We start from the raw sequence: 14,586 nt of genomic DNA, 5'->3' as shown, positions 1-14,586 counted from the left end.
ATTGGAGGACATGAATGACGCACTATCCCTACAAAGAAGTCACGGACGGGCTCGGGTTTCCCGAGGGTCCGGTGGTGATGCCGGACGGCTCCGTGATCGTCTGCGAGATCAAGAATTGCTGCCTGACCAAAGTCAGGTCCGACGGCACCAAAGAGGTTGTCGTCAAACTCGACGGCGCGCCGAACGGTGCGGCGATGGGGCCAGACGGGGCGATGTATATCTGTAACAACGGAGACGGCTTCGCCTGGGGCGATCCGGGCGGGGTGACGCAGCCGGTTGGCGGCAATCCCGAATACAGCGGCGGGCGCATCGAGCGCGTTGATCTTGAGACCGGGGAAGTGACGGAACTGTACCGCGAAATCGACGGTCATCCGCTTTTGATGCCGAACGATATCGTTGTCGACAAAGACGGTGGGCTTTGGTTCACCGACCACGGCACCCGCACAGAACGCAGCTTTGTGCATGGCGGGCTCTATTATGGCAAGCCGGACGGCTCTTTTGCCTGTGAAATCGCGTGGCCCATTACCACGGCGAATGGTGTTGGTCTCTCGCCCGACGAGAAAACTGTGTACGTCGCCGATACTGAGACCGGGCGTCTCTATTCCTATGACATCACCGGCGCAGGCGAGATCCGTAAGCCGAACCCGTTCGAGCCGGGTGAGGCCGTTCTGGCGCAGGTCGAAGGCTTCAAACGCTATGACAGCCTTGCCGTTGAGGCGAATGGTAACATCTGCTGCGCCGGTCTGACGCCGGGCTGCATCACCGTCATCTCGCCGGAAGGTAAGCATGTCGAAACCGTTAAAATGCCTGACGAATTTGCGACTAACATCGCCTTTGGCGGGCCGGACATGAAGACCGCCTATATCACGCTTTCCGGGACCGGTCGGCTGATCGCCGTCGAATGGCCGCGTCCGGGTCTCAAGCCGAATTTCTCGGGGTTGTGACATGAGCGCAGAGGTCATCACATTCTCCCTGTTGAACGGCACGCTTTACGGCATGCTTTTGTTCCTGCTCGCTTCGGGTCTTACGCTCATCTTTTCGATGATGGGGGTTCTGAACTTTGCTCATGCCAGTTTCTTCATGATCGGGGCCTATTTCGGCTTTGAGATTTCGAAATACGTGGGCTTTTTCCCGGCGCTGATCCTTGCGCCCATTCTGGTCGGTTTGGTCGGTGCGCTGATCGAGCGCTGTGGCCTGCGCCGCGTTCATAAGTTTGGCCATTTGGGCGAGCTTCTGTTCACCATCGGCGTGGCCTTTGTGATCGAGGAAGCGGTACAGATGATCTGGGGCCGCAGCCCGATGGATTATCAAGTTCCCGCGGCCCTCGATTTCACCGCCTTCGAGATTTTCGGCACAGGGTATCCGGCCTTCCGCCTCTTCATGCTGATTATGTCCGTGGTGATCTTTGCGGCTCTCGCGCTGCTTCTGACCCGCACCCGTGTCGGTCTCGTGGTCAAAGCCTCGCTGACCCATCCCGAGATGGTGTCGATGCTTGGCCATGACGTGCCCTTGGTGTTCATGTCGGTCTTCGGTGTCGGCTCCGCACTTGCGGGCATTGCGGGTGTGATCGGCGGGCCGATCCTGATCACCCAGCCCTCCATGGCCGCAGCCCTCGGGCCGATCCTCTTTGTGATTGTCGTGGTCGGTGGTCTGGGCTCGCTTGCCGGAGCTTTCGTCGCTTCGCTGATCGTCGGCTTTATCCAGACTTTTGCCGTGGGTATCGATTTTTCCGTCGCCGATTTCTTCGGCCTGATGGGGGTCACGCATCCGCCCGCAGCGCTCGGCGCTCTGGTCTCCGATATCTGGAACGTCTCCGTGTCGCAGATCGGTCCGGTCATTCCCTACCTCCTGCTCGTCGCGGTGCTGATTTTCCGGCCCATGGGCCTGTTCGGCAAGCGCGCCTGATGCGGAAAGGATAAGAACTATGTCAGTCAACGCACTTGAAACAACAAACGGGGGCAACAGTGCGCGCCTCGCCGCAGGCCTACCTTGGGCCGCCATCGCGCTCGTCCTCGTCCTTTTGCCGCTGATCTTCACCAGCAATTCAATGATCTCCACGCTGAACTATCTCGGCACCATGGCGATTTTCGCACTCTCTTATAATGTGCTTCTGGGCCAGACCGGACTTCTGTCTTTGGGGCATGGCACATTCTTCGGCCTCGGCGGGTTCATCGCGACCCATGCCGTCCTCAACATGTACGATGCAGGCTGGAGTTTTCCGCTGCCGCTCGTGCCGTTGATCGGTGGGATCGGGGCGCTTATCCTCGGTTTCTTTGGCGGCTGGCTGGCCTCAGGCCGGGGCGGGATGCCGTTTGCGATGATCACGCTGGGCCTGTCCGAGCTGGTCTATGCCGCAGCCGCTTTGTTCCCGTCGCTTTATGGCTCTGAGGAAGGCGTTTCGATGGATCGCATGGACCTCGGATCGTCCTTCGGCATGGATTACGGCCCGACCGTGGACATCTATGTCATCGTCGCGGTCTGGTTCCTGATCTGTGCCGCGCTCCTGTATTTCTTCTCGAAAACCCCTCTGGGCCTTCTGGCCAACGCCGTGCGCGACAATGCGGAACGGGTCGAGTTCCTCGGCTTCTCTGCCAAACGCGTCCGTATGCTGGCCTATGCCATCGCCGCCGGGATTGCCGGTGTGGCAGGTTCGCTCGCCGCGCTGAATTTCGAGATCATGACGGTCAACGAGCTTGGCGCTGCGACCTCCACGCTTGTGCTGTTGATGACCTATATCGGCGGGACCAAACACTTCTTCGGCCCCGTGCTTGGCGCGATCGTCATCGGCCTGATGAAAATCTGGCTGTCGGATATTTCGTCGGCATGGATGATGTATTTCGGTCTGCTGTTCATCTTCGTGGTGATGGTGCAGCCTGCGGGGCTGGCGGGCATCCTGATGTCCGGTGTCTCCATCGTGCGCTCCGGCACGTTCAAGCCGCAGGCCCCTTTGCTCGGCGGTATCGGGCTTGCCGGTCTCGTGACCCTCGTCGGTGTGATCGTGCTGGTGGAACTGGCTTACCGCGCGGGTCTGGATGCAGCCCTCGGGCCGCAGATGACAGTTCTGGGTCTGCCGCTCAATGCCACCTCCGTTCTGTCCTGGGGACTGGGTGTTGGTCTCGCCGCTGGCGGGGTGCTTGCCATGCGCCCGCTGCTCGACCGTCTTGAGACGCTCCGCCACAAACTCGGCAAAGGAGATGCGGCATGACCAACGCACTTGAAATCAAGGACCTGCGCAAATCTTTCGGTCCGGTGGAGATCATCCGCGGCGTGAACCTCGATCTGCGCAAAGGCGAACGTCACGCGCTGATCGGGCCGAACGGGGCCGGGAAATCGACGCTGTTTCACCTGATCTCGGGCCGGATCACGCCAACTTCCGGGCAGATCCTGTTCGATGGCAAAGACATCGCGGGCCATCCGCCCGCAGAAATCGTGCGAGCGGGGCTGTCGCGCAGTTTCCAGATCACCAACATCTTTCCTCAGATGACGGTGACGGAAAACCTGCGCTGTGCCGTGCTCTGGAAACTTGGGCATCGCTACACGCTGCTGCGTCCAACCTCATCCCTCAAGGATGTGGCCGTGGAATGCGAGCGTCTGTTGACCGAGCTTGGCCTGACCCACCGCGCGCACGACACCGCCGACAGCTTGACCTACCCCGAGCAGCGCGCTCTGGAACTGGGTCTGGCGGTCGCCTCGGGGGCCAACACGCTTTTGCTTGATGAGCCCATGGCCGGGATGAGCCATTCGGAAACCGATGCGGCGTTGCAGCTCATCATGAAGGTGACCGAGGGCAAAACCTTGCTGATGGTGGAACACGACATGGGTGTGATTTTCGAAATGGCCGACCGGATTTCCGTTTTGGTCTATGGCGAGATCATCGCCACCGGAACGCCTGAAGAAATCCGCGCCAACCCTGCGGTGCAGGAGGCCTATCTGGGCGCGAGCGAGGAGGATGCGGCATGAGCAAACCTGAGCTGAACATCGAAGCCGAAACGCTTTTGTCCGTGCGCGACCTGCAAGCGTGGTACGGCAAGAGCCACATCCTGCATGGTGTGAACCTTGAGGTCAAACGTGGCGAGATCGTCTCGCTTCTGGGCCGCAACGGCGCCGGGCGCTCGACGCTTTTGAAGGCGATCATGGGGGCCGTGACCACCAAAGGCGAGGTGTCCTTTGGCGGGCAGGCGCTTGGCGGGCAAAAACCGCATAAGATCGCCTATGCCGGCATCGGCTACGTGCCGGAAAGCCGCGATGTATTTCCCGATCTGAAGGTGCGCGAAAACCTCATTCTGGGGCTGAAATCCAAAGGCGAAGGCCGTTGGACCATGGAGGACATCTTTGATCTCTTCCCCGTCCTGCGCACCCGCGCCGAGACCAATGCCGGATCGCTGTCGGGTGGCGAGCAACAGATGCTCACCATCTGCCGCACGCTGATTGGCGACCCGGACCTGATCATGGTGGACGAACCGACCGAGGGTCTTGCGCCGAAAATGGTCGCCGCTGTCGGTGAGCTTTTGGAGCGCATCGCCGCGAAAGGCGTGTCGATCCTTTTGGTCGAACAGAAACTCGTGATCGCACTCGATATTTCTCACCGTCTCTACGTCATGGGGCATGGCGAGATCGTATTCGAAGGCACGCCCAAAGGGTTGATGGACAACCCCGAGGTGCGCGCCGAATGGCTGGAGGTATAAGATGAGCCGACCTGTTGCTCTTGTGACCGGCGCCCGTCAGGGGCTTGGACGTGGCATTGCTTTGGCGATGGCCAAGGCGGGCTTTGATGTGGCCGGGCTCGATATTGTCACCGATGAGAAATCCGACGCGGTTGTGAAAGAGATCGAAGCGCTTGGCGCGAAAGCCTATTTCGGCCAGATGGACCTCTCCGATCTTTCGGCCCATGAGGGTGCGATTGCAGCGGTCGAAGCGGCGCTTGGCCCCGTCGATGCGCTGGTGAACAACGCAGGGATCGCGGCGCGTCCGCTCACGGACATTCTTGATCTCGGCGTGGAGGCGTTTGACAAAAACCTCGGCGTCAACCTGCGCGGCAATTTCTTTTTCACCCAAGCCATGGCGAAACGCATGATCGCGCGGAAAGTGGAGAGCTATCGCTCCATCACCTTCATCACCTCGATCGCCGCCACCCATGTTTCGACCGACCGCAGCCCCTATTGCGTCTCGAAAGCGGGTCTGTCGATGGTGGCGCAGCTCTACGCCGACCGCCTCGGCGCGCATGGCATTGCGGTGCATGAAATCCGTCCGGGCTTTATCCGCACCGAAATGACCGGCTCCGCGCCCACGGACAAGATCGACGCCTATATCTCTTCCGGTCAGGTCGCCCAGAAACGCTGGGGGGAGACCTCCGACATCGGCACCGTGGCCGCTTCGCTCGCCTCGGGCGCGCTGCCCTATGTGACCGGACAACCGATTTACGTGGACGGTGGGTATCACATCCCAACCGCCTGACCCTAAGGGGCTTTTGCCCTGACCCTGACACCCATTTCCCCCGACCGGCCCACCGGATCGGCCCCGATGCCTGACGGGCAACGGACGGGGAAGCTTTGAGCAAAGGAGATTTGAACATGCTCGATGATCAACCTTATCGCGACGGCGAAGTGACGGTCGGCGGCGTGGCCGTGCGCTACCGTGTGGCCGGTCCCGACAACGACCGTTTGCCGCTTGTGCTGGTGCATGGCACGGCGGGCTCCATCGACGGTCATTATGGCTATATCTTCCCGATGATGGCCTATCGTCAAAAGGTCATCGCCCTCGACTGGTCCGAACCGGCGGGCGACACGGTCGAGTTGGCCGATCTGGTCGCGCAGGTCAAAGCGGTGATCGAGGCCGAAGTGCCCCATGGTCCGGTGACGCTCATGGGCTACTCCTTGGGCGCTTGTGTGGCTGCGAAAGTCGCCGCCGAAATGGGCAACAAGATCAAGAATCTGATCCTCGCCGCAGGTTGGCTCAAGACCGACACGCATCAAAAAATGCGCAACGATGTCTGGCGTCAGCTCCGCGATCAGGACAGCCCGTCGATCACGCAATACATGACCTTCTGCGCCTTCTCCCCGGCCTTCCAGAACCTCAAGACGCTGGAAGACATGAAAGCCGCTGCGGGCATGCTCAAAATGAGCCCCTTCGTCGACAAGCAGATGGACCTGAACACCCGCATCGACATCGCCGCAGAGTGCGAAACCATCACGGCGAAGACCCTTGTGATCGGTTGCACCTTTGACATGATGGTGCCGAAACATCACTCCAAACAGCTTTTTGGCGCCATCGAAGACGCGCGTTATGCCGAAATTCCTTCGGGTCACGCTGTCGTTCACGAACGCGCAGCCGAGCTTTTCCACTATGTCGACCGGTTCTCCGCCCAGCCCGATGAATATGAGGCAGGCGCGATCATCCCGGCCCAGAAACCCTGAGGAGACACCCAAATGACGACTGAAACCGAAATCCTGATCATCGGCACCGGCTTTGCGGGCCTCGGTATGGCGATCCAGCTCAAACGCACCGGGCGCGAAGATTTCATCGCCATCGAACGGGCGGGCGACGTGGGCGGCACATGGCGCGACAACCACTATCCGGGCATCGCTTGCGATGTGCCCTCGCATCTCTATTCCTACAGCTACCTGCCCAATCCCGACTGGACCCGCGTGTTCTCTCCGGGCCCGGAAATTCAGGCCTATATCCGCAAATGTGCCGAGGACGAAGGCATCCTGCCGCACATCCATTTCAACACGGATATGCTGAAAAGCACCTGGGATGAAGGCAGAAAACGCTGGGTCGTCGAGACCTCCAAAGGCACCTATGAGGCGAAAATCCTGATCACCGGCACGGGCCACCTCGCTGACGGTCACATGCCCAACATTGAGGGCCTCGATGGCTTTGAAGGCGATGTGTTCCACTCCGCCAACTGGGATCACTCCGTCGATCTCGAAGGCAAACGCATCGGTGTTGTTGGCTCCGGCGCATCCGCCATTCAGATCATCCCGGAGATGCAGAAAGTCGCGTCTGAGATGGTCGTGTTCCAACGCTCCGCACCCTATATGATCCCGCGCTGGGATCGCGAATATACCGAGGGTGAGCGTCGTCTTTGCCGCCGTGATCCGTCCGTGATCGACGAGATGCGCTCCGAAATTTTCTGGGCCGGGGAGTTCAACTTTGCCCAGCGTCGCAACATTCCGCGCTTCCTCAATGAGGCCAAGGCGCTCGCCGTGCGTCACCGCGAGGACAACGTCAAAGACCCCGATCTGCGCGCCAAACTGACCCCGGATTACGAGATCGGATGTAAGCGTCTGTTGATCTCCAACACCTATTATCCGGCCATGTCCGCCGAGAACACCACGCTTGAGGCCTCCGCTCTCAAGAAGGTCGAGAACGGCAAGGCAGTCGCGGCAAGCGGCATGGAATACGATCTCGATGTGCTGGTCTTCGCGACCGGGTTCGAGGCCGTGCGCCCGCCCTTCGCTACGCGCATTTTCGGCTCCGAAGGTATCAGCCTCGACGCGCATTGGGACACTGGCATGCAGGCCTATGACTCGATTGCCGTCAACGGCTATCCGAACCTCTTCATCATCAACGGCCCGAACACCGGTCTCGGCCATAATTCCGTGGTCTATATCATCGAGGCTCAGGTCGATTACATCCTCGGCGCACTGGACCAGATCGACGCGCAGAATGTCGATGTCATCGAGGTCAAGAAAGAGGCCGAAGACGCCTATATGAACAAGCTCGACGACCGTGCTCAGGGCACCGTCTGGCTCGCAGGTGGGTGCAAGTCTTGGTATGTTGATGACCGTTCTGGCCGTTTGACACTTGTTTGGCCCGATTTCGCGCACAGTTTCCGTGATGAGAATGGCACGTTCCACCCGGAAGGCTATGTCATGAAAAGTGCCGCTGTGGCTGCGGAATAAAGAGGACATTTTATGCTCAAGAATAAAACCATCATCATCACTGGTGTCTCCTCTGGCATCGGACAGGAAACCGCGAAGCAAGTGAAAGCAGCGGGCGCCAAGGTCATTGGCGTCGACCGTAACGAACCTTCGGTTGCGTTGGACGGATTTTATAAGGTCGATCTCACCGATGAGGCGGCGCTGGATGCTCTGATCGAAGAGCTCAAAACGGTCAAAGCCGACGGGCTCGCGAATATCGCGGGCGTGCCGCCGACCGCGCCGAAGGAGGTCGTTCTGACCGTCAACATGGTTGCGCTCAAGAAACTGACCTTGGGTCTCGTGGACAGCCTCAACGACGGCGCCTCCATCGTCAATCTCGCCTCTTTGGCGGGGCTTGGCTGGGAAGGCGAGGTGGGCAAGATCAAAGCCACAGAAGGGTTGACCCACGCAGGCGTTGCAGCATTCTGTGCGGAGAACGGGATCACGCAAGAGAATAGCTATTTCTTTACCAAACAGGCCCTTGTCGCATTTACGCATGAAAACCGCTGGACTTGGCGTGAGCGCGGGATACGAATGAATGCCGTGAGCCCCGGCCCGGTAGACACGCCGATCCTTGGCGACTTCCTCGAAACGCTCGGCGAACGCGCCGAAGAGGATATGCGCATCATGGATCGTCCGGGCACGCCCACCGATATCGCACCGGTCGTGACCTTCCTTTTGTCCGATGGTTCTGTCTGGCTGCGTGGCATCAACATCCCCTGTGACGGTGGGATGCGGGCGCATATCGAGGCCACGTCGAACGGATTGAAGTGAGGAGATTTCGATGAGTTTGGATCTTTTGATCGGCGGTGCAGATGTGGCCGCCGAAGGCGGGAACACCTATGAGCGCACGGACCCGGTGACGGCAGAGGTGGCAACCGTTGCCGCCGCTGCTTCTGTGGCGGATGGGCTCAAGGCCGTGGCCAGCGCTCAGGCGGCTTTTGCCGTCTGGTCCGAAATGGGGCCGGAAGCGCGCCGTGCGGTCTTGGTGAAAGCGGGCGACATTATGGATGCCCGCGCTGCCGAGTTCGTCGAGGCGATGGTGAGCGAGACCGGCGCGACCGAAATTTGGGCCGGGTTCAACGTCCATCTCGCGGCAGGCATGCTGCGCGAGGCGGGTGCGATGACGACCCAAATCGGCGGCGAGGTGATTCCGTCGAACAAGCCGGGCACTCTGGCAATGGCCGTGGCGAAGCCGCGCGGCGTCTGCCTTGGCATCGCGCCGTGGAACGCGCCTGTGATCTTGGGTACGCGGGCGGTGGCGACGGCGCTGGCCTGTGGCAACACGGTGGTGCTCAAGTCCTCCGAGATGTGCCCGAAAGTGCATCGTCTGATCGGCGAATGTCTGGTCGAGGCGGGCATCCCGGCTGGGGCGGTCAACGTGATCTCCAACGCACCGGAAGACGCCGCCGAGGTGGTCAAAGCGCTGATCGAGGCCCCCGAAGTGCGTCACGTCAACTTCACGGGGTCGACCGGGGTAGGGCGGATCATCGGGCGTCTGGCTGGGGAGAACCTCAAGCCCGCGCTTTTGGAACTGGGCGGCAAAGCACCTTTCGTGGTGCTCGAAGATGCCGATCTCGACGGGGCGGTGAATGCCGCGATCTTCGGATCTTTCATGAACCAAGGCCAGATTTGCATGTCCACGGAGCGTATTATCGTGGTCGAGGCCGTGGCCGACGCGTTCATCGAAAAGCTTGCCGCCAAGGCCGCGAGCCTGCCCTATGGCAACCCGCGTGAGAAGGTTGTTCTTGGCTCCCTGGTGACAGAAAAATCCGCTGAGAAGATGGATGCTCTGATCGCCGATGCGACCGCCAAAGGCGCGAAATTGGTCGCGGGCGGTGAGCGCAAAGGCGCGATTCATTCGGCCACACTGCTGGACGGTGTAACCCCGGAGATGCGTATCTATGCCGAGGAAAGCTTTGGTCCGGTGAAATCCATCATCCGCGTGAAAGACGCGGAAGAGGCGATTGCTGTGGCCAATGACACGGAATACGGCCTGTCATCGGCGGTGTTCTCTCAGGACATTACCAAGGCGATGGATGCCGCAAATCGCATTCAGAGCGGCATTTGCCACATCAACGGCCCGACCGTCTCCGACGAGCCGCAGATGCCCTTCGGCGGCGTGAAAGACTCGGGCTTCGGGCGCTTTGGCGGCAAGCCGGGGATCGCGGAGTTCACGGTTCTGCGTTGGATCACCATTGAAGATCCGAAACAGCATTACCCGTTCTGAAACCGGGCATGACAATGTCAGCGGCGTAATTAAGGTGCGCCGCTGACTTTTCAAGCGTACCTCTCACCATCCCCGCCCCGTCGGAACCCAAAGCATAGGTCCCCGCAGATGAGACCAGAGCACCAATCAATAGCCCGTTGACCATCGTCGCAACACCTGCCGCGCGCCAGATTTTTTGCAGCAAGAAAAGCGCAATCAGACGGGGTCAATATACGTCCCTATATGGCAACAGCGTGATAGATTCTCCTGAATCTCAAAAGAAAACGCCCGCAGACGTTTCTTTGAGACGCGGGCGTGTCGGCATTAGATGAGAGATATTTTATGCCTGAGCAGCGGCTACATGTTTGCGTGCAGTCTTGCGTGCAAACAGTTTGGTGAAGAATGATTTCAACATCATGGCGCGCTCGTATTCAGCCTGAGCCTGAATCTTTTCTACGGCTGGGGAGTACATGTCTTTTCCTCTTGGGATGAACTCGTTTTCTGCGCTTGAAATAGGATTGCCGCGACGCAGCAACAACGGATAATCGAGTATAACCGTTATGTTCAGGGCGCAACGCCACTACGTTCACAGGCAGGCGAACCGATGGAACGAGATGGTGGGGTTCGACTGGGCACTCGGTTGTCCGTTTCTCAATTACTACCGTCAGAAATACTCTGGATGGCGTGCAATAATCGCATCAATGCGCGCCAGCGTTCCGGAGAGGTGTTCGCGCACTTCGGCTTCGGCTTTTGCTGCATCCCTGGATTCAATCGCGGAAAGTATCTTGGCGTGATAAGAAAGAATTTCAAAGACCTTACCGGGGTCGGGCAGGTTCAGTTTGCGTAGTCGATCAATGTGCCCCGAGCGTTCGACGACCAAATCCCAAAGTGCTGAGACTTCACAGGCTGCAAAGAGTGCGCGGTGGAATGCGCGGTCGTATTCCGCAAAAAGCGCCAGATCGCCGTTTTCGTGCGCGATCCTCTGTTGATGCAGCGCGGTTTTCGCGGAACGGAGCAAGGCGGGATTGTTGGCCGTAATCAGTCGGCGTGCCACCTCGATCTCAAGAGACATGCGCAGAAACTGTGTTTCCTGCGCCTGCCCGATGTCGATTTTCGACACTTCGGTTTTGGATTGTGGGAAAATGAAGAGTAGCCCTTCTTCCTCAAGACGCATCATCGCATCGCGGACAGGGGTCTGGCTCACACCATAGTAGTCAGCAATTTCAGCGCGCGACAGATACTCTCCTGGCGTGAGATCCAATGCAATGATGCGCTCGCGTAAAGCCGCGTGAATCTGCTGGCTCGCCGACAATTTCTTGATTTTCGTGCTGCGCGCGGCGCTTTTTTCCGAAGCCATAGTAAAACTCAGAGACATTTTTTACCCCGAAGAAAGGGAGTTACAAGATTGTTGGGGTCGATCCCCAGATTTCTTATACAGATATATTGCTACACCTACACTAATATATTAGTGTTTTATTTAGGCAGAGAAGGAGACTCTGCAAAACCTTTGGGAGGAAAATTATGAATCATACCAACACTCTGCTGCTCGCCTGCAGCGTTGTCGCTGTGGCAGCGGCGGCAAATGCAGAGACTCTGAATATTCAGACTTCGTTCAACGCAGGCGATTTCTCGACCCAGTTTATCACCAAAAACTGGTTGCCCAAACTCGAAGAAGCGACGGAAGGCCGTGTCAAGATCGTCCTGACCCCGAACGGCTCCGTCGTGCCCGCGCGCGAAACCCCAGAGGCTGTCGCTGCCGGCGTTCTCGATGGTGACTTCACCTCTGTGAACTACTTTGCGGGCCTCGAACCTGCATACGCTATCATGGGCGACCTGATATCCGGCTACGACACGCCCCAACAGATGCTCGGCTTCTGCAAGGACGGCGGCGGTGAGGCGATGATGCAGAAAGCTGCTGACTCTGTGACCGGCGGCGAAGTGCACGTTGTTGCCTGTGGCCCGTACTCCCGTGAAGCGCTCCCGGCCCGTACGCCGATCCGTACCTTCGAAGATCTCGCAGGCAAGAAAATCCGCTCTCCTGAGGGTCTGGCCGCAGCCGTCTTCTCGGCGGCGGGTGCATCCCCTGTGTCCATTCCCTTCTCCGAAGTGTTCGGCGCGCTGGAAAAGGGTATCGTCGATGCCGCAGACGCCTCCGCTTATGTGAACAACGATGCGACCGGCCTAATGGACGTCGCGCCATACCCGCTATATCCGGGCATCCACTCCATGCCGTCGATGCAGTTCACTGTGAGCACGGAGAAATGGGAAAAAATTTCCGAAGAAGACCAAACCGCCCTGCGCAACTGGTGGTATGACGCCATGTTCGCAATGGCCGAGGAAGTCTCCAAGAAAGACGCCGAACTTGCAGCCCGCGATAACGCGACCGACAAGATCGAAGTGATCGACTGGGCGCAGGAAGATCGTGACCAACTGCGCATGGTCGCACGTGAACAATGGGAAGAATACGCTAAGAAATCCGACCTCGCCAAAGAGGCTCTGGATGCCAACATCGCGTATATGACCGAAATCGGTCTCTTCAAATAAAACTTTAGCTGGGCGGCCCGTGTCGGGCCGTCTCCACACTTTCGACCTTTCCGAAAACCGCTTTGGGGGAACGCGATGAAACGCCTTCTTGCCCTCTATGCTGCCACTATGGACAGCGTGAGTGTTTTTGTCGGCCAAGCCTGCTCCGTGTTGTTTTTTGCCTGTATCGTGATCTCCGCTCTCGAAGTGGTTCTGCGCTACGGCTTTGACGCACCGACGCTCTGGTCGACCGAACTTGCAATGACACTTTGTGCCAGTGCATGGGTTCTGTCCGTCGGCTATGTGACCGAGCGGCATCGCCATATCTCGATCACCATGTTTGAACTTGTTGCTGGAGAACGCGTCTGGCGCATATTCCGCCTATGCCAGATGCTGATCGCAACGGGCGCTCTCATCGTGCTGTCGATGGCCCTCTACCATCCCGCATCAAAGGTGCTTTCGCGGACGGAATATTCCGGCACGGCGATGAACTCGATGGCGCCGACCTACCTCAAGGTCCTGCTCTTCGTTGGCTGCATCTTCTACATTCTACAACTTCTGGCCAACATCATCCGTTGGGCCCAGCACACCGAGGGGGATATCACCGGTGGGCATTGAGATTATCACACTCCTGATCGTCGTTTCGCTTCTGGCGCTCATGGCTGTCGGCGTGCCGCTTGGCATCACAACGCTAACCGTCTCGCTCGCGACGGCGATCCTCTATTTCGGCGAACGGGCCGGGTTCTTTATCGTCGCCGCAAACGTTGGCGAAGTCCTGCACAAATACGAGCTGATCGCCGTCCCGTTCTTTGTCTTTATGGCGAACGTGCTCGAACGGTCAGGCATCGCCAAATCCATGTTCGACTCCATGGCGATCATGGGCGGGCGTTTCCGCGGCTCTGTCGGTGTGCAGACGACTTTCGTCGCTGTGCTTCTGGCTGCAATGTCGGGGATCATGGGCGGCGAGATCGTTATGCTCGGCCTGATCGCCCTGCCTCAGATGATGCGCCTCGGCTATGACCGCAAACTTGCCATCGGTATCATCTGTGCCGCAGGTGCGCTCGCGACACTGATCCCGCCGTCTGTCGTGCTGATCATTTATGGCCTCGCTGCACAGGTCTCGATCACCAAACTCTTTGCGGCCTCCGCCGTGCCAGGTCTGATCCTCGCGACGCTCTATATCATCTACATCCTCATCCGCGTTCGGCTAAATCCTGAAATGGCGCCGATCTACGATGTGCCTGAAACCCGTCTGCCGTTCTTCCAGCGCTTGAAATACCTCAAGGGGATCATTCTCCCCGCGATCCTGATCGGCTCCGTGCTCGGCGTGATTTACTCCGGCGTCGCAACAGTGACCGAAGCAGCCGCGATCGGTGCGGTCGGAGCCATCATCGTCGCCGGCCTGCGCCGCGAACTTACTTGGACAATGGTCCGCGACGCAATGCGCCAGACTGTTCTCACCGTGGGTTCGATCATCTGGCTCGTCATCGGTGCGGTGTCCCTCATCGGTATCTACAACCGCATTGGTGGCGGTGACTTCCTGCGCGGCGTTCTGACCTCGCTCGATATCGGACCGATCTGGGTGATCGTTGTCATGATGCTGATCGTGATGGTGCTCGGGACTTTCCTCGAGTGGATCGCCATCATCTTTATCACCGTGCCGATCTTTGCGCCGGTGGTGATTGATCTCGGCTTCGATCCGGTCTGGTTCGGTGTGCTCTTCGCAATGAACATCCAGATGTACTACCTCTCGCCTCCCTTCGGACCCGCCTGTTTCTTCCTCAAATCCGTCGCCCCGAAAGAAATCGAGCTTCAGGAAATTTTCGTGGCGGTTCTTCCCTTCATCGCACTGCAGGCCGTGGGACTCTTCCTTGTTCTCACGTTCCCCGAGCTCGCGCTCTGGCTGCCTGCACAGTTCGAATGACGTGAAAG

14 protein-coding genes are annotated in these 14,586 nt (G+C 58.7%); 13 read left to right on the top strand and 1 reads right to left on the bottom strand.

Annotated features, from left to right (window positions below; translation table 11 throughout):
- Window positions 1-14: 14 nt before the first annotated feature.
- The 10 genes from ACYBHZ_RS11030 (at window position 15) to ACYBHZ_RS10985 (ending at window position 10,152) form a co-directional block, all read left to right on the top strand.
- A complete protein-coding gene (locus ACYBHZ_RS11030) occupies window positions 15-944 on the top strand; it encodes an SMP-30/gluconolactonase/LRE family protein (RefSeq protein ID WP_460274335.1) in 930 nt (309 codons plus the stop codon).
- A gap of 1 nt (window position 945) precedes the next feature.
- The gene (locus tag ACYBHZ_RS11025; protein WP_460274334.1) at window positions 946-1,905 is read left to right on the top strand and encodes a branched-chain amino acid ABC transporter permease; all 960 of its coding nucleotides are present in this window, start codon (window positions 946-948) and stop codon (window positions 1,903-1,905) included.
- A 19-nt stretch (window positions 1,906-1,924) separates the two neighbouring features.
- Window positions 1,925-3,205, top strand: coding sequence for a branched-chain amino acid ABC transporter permease (locus tag ACYBHZ_RS11020; protein ID WP_460274333.1), 1,281 nt, complete (start codon window positions 1,925-1,927; stop codon window positions 3,203-3,205).
- The gene (locus tag ACYBHZ_RS11015) at window positions 3,202-3,960 is read left to right on the top strand and encodes an ABC transporter ATP-binding protein (RefSeq protein ID WP_460274332.1); all 759 of its coding nucleotides are present in this window, start codon (window positions 3,202-3,204) and stop codon (window positions 3,958-3,960) included. Before ACYBHZ_RS11020 ends, ACYBHZ_RS11015 begins: the two co-directional genes overlap by 4 nt.
- Window positions 3,957-4,685, top strand: a complete 729-nt coding sequence (locus tag ACYBHZ_RS11010; RefSeq protein ID WP_460274331.1) for an ABC transporter ATP-binding protein — start codon at window positions 3,957-3,959, stop codon at window positions 4,683-4,685. The genes ACYBHZ_RS11015 and ACYBHZ_RS11010 overlap by 4 nt, the downstream gene beginning before the upstream one ends.
- 1 nt (window position 4,686) lies before the next feature.
- Window positions 4,687-5,454, top strand: a complete 768-nt coding sequence (locus tag ACYBHZ_RS11005) for a 3-ketoacyl-ACP reductase (protein WP_460274330.1) — start codon at window positions 4,687-4,689, stop codon at window positions 5,452-5,454.
- A 116-nt stretch (window positions 5,455-5,570) separates the two neighbouring features.
- Window positions 5,571-6,413 carry an alpha/beta fold hydrolase gene (locus ACYBHZ_RS11000; protein ID WP_460274329.1) on the top strand — a complete coding sequence of 281 codons (843 nt, stop codon included), beginning with the start codon at window positions 5,571-5,573 and terminating at the stop codon, window positions 6,411-6,413.
- Between the two features lie 12 nt (window positions 6,414-6,425).
- The gene (locus tag ACYBHZ_RS10995; protein WP_460274328.1) at window positions 6,426-7,904 is read left to right on the top strand and encodes a flavin-containing monooxygenase; all 1,479 of its coding nucleotides are present in this window, start codon (window positions 6,426-6,428) and stop codon (window positions 7,902-7,904) included.
- Between the two features lie 12 nt (window positions 7,905-7,916).
- Window positions 7,917-8,696 (top strand): coniferyl-alcohol dehydrogenase, encoded by a 780-nt coding sequence (locus ACYBHZ_RS10990; RefSeq protein WP_460274327.1) that lies wholly within the window; start codon window positions 7,917-7,919, stop codon window positions 8,694-8,696.
- A 10-nt stretch (window positions 8,697-8,706) separates the two neighbouring features.
- Window positions 8,707-10,152 carry an aldehyde dehydrogenase gene (locus tag ACYBHZ_RS10985; RefSeq protein ID WP_460274326.1) on the top strand — a complete coding sequence of 482 codons (1,446 nt, stop codon included), beginning with the start codon at window positions 8,707-8,709 and terminating at the stop codon, window positions 10,150-10,152.
- A 643-nt stretch (window positions 10,153-10,795) separates the two neighbouring features.
- Here ACYBHZ_RS10985 and ACYBHZ_RS10980 read toward each other — a convergent pair.
- A complete protein-coding gene (locus ACYBHZ_RS10980) occupies window positions 10,796-11,488 on the bottom strand; it encodes a GntR family transcriptional regulator (RefSeq protein WP_460274325.1) in 693 nt (230 codons plus the stop codon).
- Window positions 11,489-11,652: 164 nt separating this feature from the next.
- Here ACYBHZ_RS10980 and dctP point away from each other — a divergent pair, with 164 nt between their 5' ends.
- The 3 genes from dctP to ACYBHZ_RS10965 all read left to right on the top strand — a co-directional run bounded on the left by dctP (window position 11,653) and on the right by ACYBHZ_RS10965 (window position 14,578).
- Window positions 11,653-12,675, top strand: a complete 1,023-nt coding sequence (dctP, locus tag ACYBHZ_RS10975) for a TRAP transporter substrate-binding protein DctP (protein ID WP_460274324.1) — start codon at window positions 11,653-11,655, stop codon at window positions 12,673-12,675.
- A gap of 75 nt (window positions 12,676-12,750) precedes the next feature.
- Window positions 12,751-13,272: a TRAP transporter small permease subunit gene (locus tag ACYBHZ_RS10970; protein ID WP_460274323.1), complete on the top strand. Its 522-nt coding sequence runs from the start codon at window positions 12,751-12,753 to the stop codon at window positions 13,270-13,272.
- Window positions 13,262-14,578: a TRAP transporter large permease gene (locus ACYBHZ_RS10965; protein ID WP_460274322.1), complete on the top strand. Its 1,317-nt coding sequence runs from the start codon at window positions 13,262-13,264 to the stop codon at window positions 14,576-14,578. Before ACYBHZ_RS10970 ends, ACYBHZ_RS10965 begins: the two co-directional genes overlap by 11 nt.
- Window positions 14,579-14,586 lie beyond the last annotated feature (8 nt).

The sequence above is a fragment of the Celeribacter sp. ULVN23_4 genome, from assembly GCF_054788345.1.
Note: the sequence above shows the minus strand (reverse complement) of the source record. Positions and strands in the feature narration are given on the sequence as shown.